Source organism: bacterium, assembly GCA_024224155.1.
Taxonomy (GTDB): domain Bacteria; phylum Acidobacteriota; class Thermoanaerobaculia; order Multivoradales; family JAHEKO01; genus CALZIK01.
The window spans coordinates 1-5,893 of the sequence record JAAENP010000531.1; the positions used below are offsets into that span (position 1 = coordinate 1).

Annotated in this window: 6 protein-coding genes; 4 read left to right on the forward strand and 2 right to left on the reverse strand. The window is 65.6% G+C overall.

From position 1 onward, the window contains the following. Positions 1 to 594: methyltransferase domain-containing protein (locus GY769_24850; protein ID MCP4205152.1), on the forward strand; the 594-nt coding region annotated here is incomplete at its 5' end. 7 nt (positions 595 to 601) lie between these two features. Further along, complete coding sequence (gene fdhD / locus GY769_24855) at positions 602 to 1,468, forward strand: formate dehydrogenase accessory sulfurtransferase FdhD (GenBank protein ID MCP4205153.1); 867 nt, start codon at positions 602 to 604, stop codon at positions 1,466 to 1,468. A 22-nt stretch (positions 1,469 to 1,490) separates the two neighbouring features. Here the strand turns inward: fdhD and GY769_24860 are convergent, their stop codons facing one another. Beyond that, positions 1,491 to 2,522 carry a glycosyltransferase gene (locus GY769_24860; GenBank protein MCP4205154.1) on the reverse strand — a complete coding sequence of 344 codons (1,032 nt, stop codon included), beginning with the start codon at positions 2,520 to 2,522 and terminating at the stop codon, positions 1,491 to 1,493. Positions 2,523 to 2,579: 57 nt separating this feature from the next. On the opposite strand from GY769_24860, the gene GY769_24865 reads away from it, so the two are divergent. Together GY769_24865 and GY769_24870 are read left to right on the forward strand one after the other, a co-directional pair. Continuing rightward, complete coding sequence (locus GY769_24865) at positions 2,580 to 3,368, forward strand: TatD family hydrolase (protein MCP4205155.1); 789 nt, start codon at positions 2,580 to 2,582, stop codon at positions 3,366 to 3,368. A 20-nt stretch (positions 3,369 to 3,388) separates the two neighbouring features. Next, the gene (locus tag GY769_24870) at positions 3,389 to 5,653 is read left to right on the forward strand and encodes a hypothetical protein (GenBank protein ID MCP4205156.1); all 2,265 of its coding nucleotides are present in this window, start codon (positions 3,389 to 3,391) and stop codon (positions 5,651 to 5,653) included. 66 nt (positions 5,654 to 5,719) lie between these two features. Here GY769_24870 and GY769_24875 read toward each other — a convergent pair whose 3' ends face one another. Beyond that, the gene (locus GY769_24875) at positions 5,720 to 5,863 is read right to left on the reverse strand and encodes a hypothetical protein (protein MCP4205157.1); all 144 of its coding nucleotides are present in this window, start codon (positions 5,861 to 5,863) and stop codon (positions 5,720 to 5,722) included. Between the last annotated feature and the right edge of the window lie 30 nt (positions 5,864 to 5,893).

Here is a 5,893-nt window from a genome sequence, read left to right on the forward strand (position 1 = left end):
GTCGCCGAACAACACGATCTCGATCTGGTTACCGTCCAGGGTGATATGGCGGACCTGTCGGCCTTTGCCGACGAGAGCTTCGACCTCGTATTCCACCCGGTTTCGAATGTTTTTGCCTCCGATGTCCGGCCAGTCTGGCGCGAGGCGCATCGGGTCTTGCGTGGGGGCGGCCGGTTGCTCGCGGCGGACGGCCGTTTCGGCTTTGCAGACGGACGGGCACGCTTCGCCGCCGTGGAACTGCCGCCGGCCGTCGCGGCGGACGGTAAGTTCCGGCTCAACACCCGACGCGGCAGACAGTTCAACAGCATGGTCTTCTCGGATCGGGACATGTTGGTGGGGGCCAGGCGCGATGCGGTGCTGCTGGCTCGTGAAGACTGCGAGCGTCTCCGGCTTGGGCAGGGCGAAGCCGTGGTCGTCCGCTCCGCCGTGGGCGAGATGACCGCCCGGGTGGAAGTCGGCGAGATCCGTGCCGGGACTGCCATGATGTATTGGCCCGAGGCCAACGTGCTCATTGCGCGCGGCGTGTCCGACCCGGAGTGCGGTATTCCGGCGTATCGCGGCGCCCTGGTCGAGATCGTCCCGGCGGCCCGCTGAGAGACCGATGGGGGAGGACTCGGATCGATCGCCGCTCGGCGCCAGCATCCGTTGCGAGATCACGGCCCTTACGCAGGGCGCGACCTCGAAACGGGAGGACGTGGTCGCCGTCGAGGAGCCGCTCGAGATTCGGATCGTTGCCGAGTTCGAAGGGGCCCGCCGGAGTCAGAGCCTCTCGATTACCATGCGCTCGCCCGGCCACGACTTCGAGCTGGCTGCGGGATTTCTTCTGGCCGAGGGCATTGTCGGGGGCAGCAGTGACATTTGGCGAATTGCCCACTGCGAAGACTCGCCGGAGGCGGGCGAGCAGAATATCGTCGAGGTTCATTTGAAGCCCGGTGTCGTCGTCGACCCGGAGCGATTCAAGCGCTACGTCTACACCAACTCGAGTTGTGGCGTCTGCGGCAAGGAGTCGATCGAAGCGTTGCGTAGGTTGGGAGGCAAACCCCCGGCTGGAGACCTCCTGGTCGAGCGTCGAACGATCGAGAGTCTGCCGGAGACGCTTCGTTCGGCGCAGGACGTTTTTTCGCGCACCGGCGGTATGCACGCCTGCGGAGTGTTCTCGGCGCGCGGCGAGCTCGAGTTCCTGCGCGAAGACGTCGGCCGGCACAACGCGGTGGACAAAGCGGTGGGTCGATTGCTTCTGGCCGACGCCCTGCCGGCGTCTTCGTCGGTCTTCCTGGTCAGCGGGCGCGCCAGTTTCGAGCTTGTTCACAAGGCCATGGCGGCCGGAGCTCCGGTCTTGCTCGCGATTGGCGCCCCGAGCAGCCTGGCGGTGGAGACCGCCCGCGCCTTTCAGATGACGCTGGCCGGCTTCGTTCAGCGCGATCGATTCAACGTCTACTGTGGTCGCCAACGCATCGTCGGGTTGTAGAGGCTCAGGCTCCCGGTCGACTTCAGGCAACGCACCAGTAGTTCTCGCCTTCGCGCAGTCCTCTGCCGTCGAGGGCCGTTCGAATCTTGGCTCTCGCTCCACGGGAAGAGACCGCCGCCAAGATCACCGTGCCGGCGCCGGATCGCGTCGTGATCCGATCCAGGGCCGGGGGTGCCTCGACTATCACCCCCCGGACCGTGCGCCCCCATTTCGCCGGATCGATGTCCAGGAACGAGGTCAGTGGAGCGCTCCGACGCAGTAGGTGCTTAGTCAGCCTACGCCCGGTCTGACCTGCGCCCCAGACTATGAGCTCGCGGCAGTTCCTGAGCGGTCCCAGCATCAGGTGCTCGGCCTTGCATTCGAGAAAACGTTCTACCGCATAGCGGGAATCGGTGCGCGTCAGGCGATCGCTACGGTCACGCCAGAAATGCAGAACCTCGGGCACCTTGGCGAAGTGGTGTCCGGCCTCGAAGAGCCGCAACCACAGGTCGTAATCCTCGGGCCAGCCGACGTCGCGATAGCCACCCGCGGCCTCGACGACTGCGCGCCGGTACATGACGGCTGGATGGGGCACGGGACTCTCTACGAATCGTTCGCGCCGCATGTCCTCGTGAGACAGCAACGAGTTCAGCCAGCGCTCGTAGACCCGCAACCCCTGGCCGACACCGCGATTCGAGAAGTGCTCCACCTGGCAAGCCGCCACGGCGAGATCCGGTTGCTCCTCGAAGAGTGCCGCCTGCAGCAGGAAGCGATTCGGATGAGCGCGATCGTCGGCGTCCATTCGAGCGATGAGGTCTGTGGCGCAGTGTTCGAGGCCGAGGTTGAGGGCGGAGACCAGTCCGGTGCCGCTACCCTGGATCGTTCGCAGCCTAGGCTCTTGCCGCCGCCACGAGGCCAGGATCTCTTCGGAGCCGTCCGCCGAGCAGTCATCTATCGCGATGATCTCGAAGTCTCGAAGGCTCTGCTCGGCGAGACTGGCAAGACAGGTATCGAGGTAACTGGCGGCGTTGCGTACCGGAAGTAGCACGGAGAGTCTGGGTCTGCGGGCGCACATTGAAGGGTTTCGGTATTCTGTCGCATCCGAGGTGCGAATCGCTCCCGCGTGTTGCAGATGAGAAGACTGTTCGACACTCACGCTCATCTCTGTGTGAGGGATTTTTCGTCGGATCTGGGCTCGGTCCTCGATCGCGCCCGGAGCGTCGGCGTGAAGCGAGTGATCGCGGTGGCGGAGACGCTTCACGACTGTGGGCGCAATCTGGAGCTCGCGACTGCCTTTCCGGACATGATCGCGCCCGCGGGCGGGCTGTTTCCAACCCGTCTCGACCTGCAGGAGGCCGATTCGGTCCTCGAGCTCATCCGGGCCCATCGCCGCGAGTGGATTGCCGTTGGAGAGGTCGGACTGGACTACTGGAAAGTCAAAGAAGAGTCGGAGCGGGAAGTCCAGAGGGAGATCCTTCGACGGTTCGTCGGTCTTGGCCTCGAGCTGGATCTGCCGCTGAATGTGCACTCCCGATCAGCGGGGCACCACGCCATAGAGTTCCTCTTGCTCCAGGGCGCGAAGCGAGTGCAGATGCATGCTTTCGACGGCCGTGCGGCTCGAGCGCTTGCCGGTGTCGAGGCCGGTTTCTTTTTCTCGGTTCCGCCCTCGGTCGTGCGCTCACAGCAAAAGCAGAAGTTGGTTCGCCGGCTGCCGCTCTCGTGTCTACTCCTGGAGACGGATAGTCCTGTTCTTGGCGCCCAGCCCGGGGAGCGCAACGAGCCTGCGAATACCATGGTCGCCTTGCAGGCCGTCGCGGAGCTCAAGGGCCTGACCGAGGAGGCGGTCGCGGACGCGGTCTACGAGAATACGTTGCGGCTGTACGGCCCCCGCATGTCCGCGCCCGCTCGGGCCATGGCATGAAGGTTGCCTGGAGCTCGGGTGTGAGTTGCCGCCCGCAGACCGCCGCCTTGCTAGCGCTTTGCGGGTCCTTGTGGGTCGCGGGCGCGCCGGCCTTCGCCGCCAAGCCGGTTGCGCTCGAGCACCGCCTGGGCCGTAACGATGTCCGCGTTTTCGCGGCTCCCCACCGGATCTCTTCCGGCGACCTGCTCAGAGGCTCGGCGCTCCCGGATCGACTCTCGGCTCAGGGCTACAGGCGCGTGCGACACAAACCGAAGTCTCCGGGTGAGTTCTTCTGGGGACTCGACCGTTTCTGGATCTTCCGGCGGGAGTTCGTCTCTCCGGGACGGCGCCCGGAAGGCGCCCGGTTGATTGGGATCAACCTGAATCGAGCCAACGGTCGAATCACGAGAATTGGTTTCGACGAGGATGCCACCAAGAGCGTGTCCGAGGTGTCGTTGGAGCCCGTTCTCCTCTCCGAGACCCTGGAAGGACGCAGAGCGCCCCGTGCCTGGGTGCCCTTGGATCAGCTGCCGGAACACGTCTGGCGTTCGGTCCTGGCTATCGAAGACGCTCGTTTCTTCGAGCATGGCGGCGTCGATCCACGCTCGGTGGCGCGTGCCGTCTTCAAGAACGCAAAGGCGGGAAGGGTCACCCAGGGTGGGAGCACGATCACCCAGCAGCTGATCAAGATGCGCGATCTGACACCTCGCCGAACGATGGGGCGCAAGATCTCGGAGGCAATGCGGGCGCTGGCTCTCGAAGCCGAGTATGACAAACGGGAGATCCTCGAGGCCTACCTCAACTCGGTGTATTTGGGCCACTCCGACGGCACCGCTGTCTACGGCGTGGGCTCGGCGGCGCGTTTCTATTTCGGGAAGTCGGCGAGCGAGCTTTCGCTTGGCGAGTCGGCCTTGCTCGCGGGTATGGTCCAGGGCCCGAATCGACTCCATCCGGGGCGGAATCCCGAGCCGGCCCTGGCGCGCCAACGATCGGTTCTGGCTCGGTTGCACGAGCTCGAGTGGTTGTCGACGCGAGACATCGATCGAGCGCGTCGAGCGGGTCTGCCCAAGCTGCGTCCGACTCGGTTCGAAGCGACCCTGCTTCCGACCACGCTGGCCTGGATCCGCGAGGACCTGGGCACGATCGCGCCGCGGCGGGCGAAGGACGAGCGAGGGGTCGTGGTGCAGACAACTCTCGACGCCCATCTCCAGGCCCTTGCGAGAGGGTCGGTGCGGGGAGAGCTCGAGCGCCTCGAGAGGCGGTTCTCGGGGTTGAGACGGGAGGGCTTGGGCGTCGCCCTGGTGGCTCTGGATGGCACGAACGGCGATGTTCTGGCCGTCGTCGGCGCCGATCCCCGCACCCGGGATGACTTCGACCGGGCGCGCAGTGCACGCCGGCAGCCCGGCTCGAGCGTCAAGCCCCTGGTTCTGCTCGAGGCCCTGGAATCATGCGGCGTTCGGGATCCACTCTACACTTCGCGTCGCATCGCCGACAGGCCGCTCACGATCGAGCTGCCGGGCGGACCGTGGAGCCCTGCGAATCCGACCGGACGCTACCGTGGCACGGTCGACTTGCGCACGGCCCTGGTCGATTCCCTCAACGTGCCGCTGGTTCGCATCGCTCGTTGGTGCGGCTTTGAGGCAACCGCCGAGCGCTTTCGTGCGGTCGGTCTCGACGTGCCGTCGCAGCCACCTCCGTCTTTTGCCCTCGGCTCGGTCGAGGTAACGCCGGTCGAGCTGGCGTCGGCATTCACCACTTTCGTGACCCCGGGCAGACGCCAGGAAGCAAGGCTGATCGAACGGGCCCTGACGCCGTCGGGACGCGGTATTGGGCGGGCGAAGAGCAGGTCGAAGCGGGTGGTGAGGCCGTCCACGGCCTATCTCGTGCGAGACCTATTGCGCGAAGCCGGCGCGAAGAGCCTGGGTGCCAGAGCCTTCGAAGGACTGGAGGTGATCGGCAAGACCGGCACGTCCTCCGAGCGCCGTGACGCCTGGTTTGCGGGCTCGGTGGGCTCGATGGTCGTCGTCGTATGGGTGGGCTACGACGATGGCGGTTCGCTCGGATTGAGCGGGGCCCAAGCCGCGGTTCCGATATGGCGTGCGTTCGCGGAACGCGCGGCTCCCACTCTCCGGCCGTTCCAGGTGCCCCGGCCGCGAGCCATCGTCGAGCGCTGGATCGACCCCCGGACCGGTTTGCGCGTTCGCTCGCCGCGGGGCGGCGCCCGTCGCGAGATATTCCGTGATGGCGACGAACCACGCCGGAAGCGGTTGTTCTCGAGCCGAGGAGCCGAGAGGCCGGTTGTCTGAGCCGGTGAGCCCGTCGGCGCACGCAAAACCTGGGAGGAGGGCAGCCGAGTCGCTCGAGTCGCGCTATCAGCGAGTGTCTTCGCGCGAGATCTTCCAGCTACCGTCTTCCCAAACCAGCTCGACGACCTTCTGGACTGAATCCGAGAAATCGCTGGAACGATAGTTCTGGAAGAAGGTCGCCTCGACCAGATCGTCTCGGACTCGCACCATGTCGAGCCGAGAGATCGAGACCTTGACGAA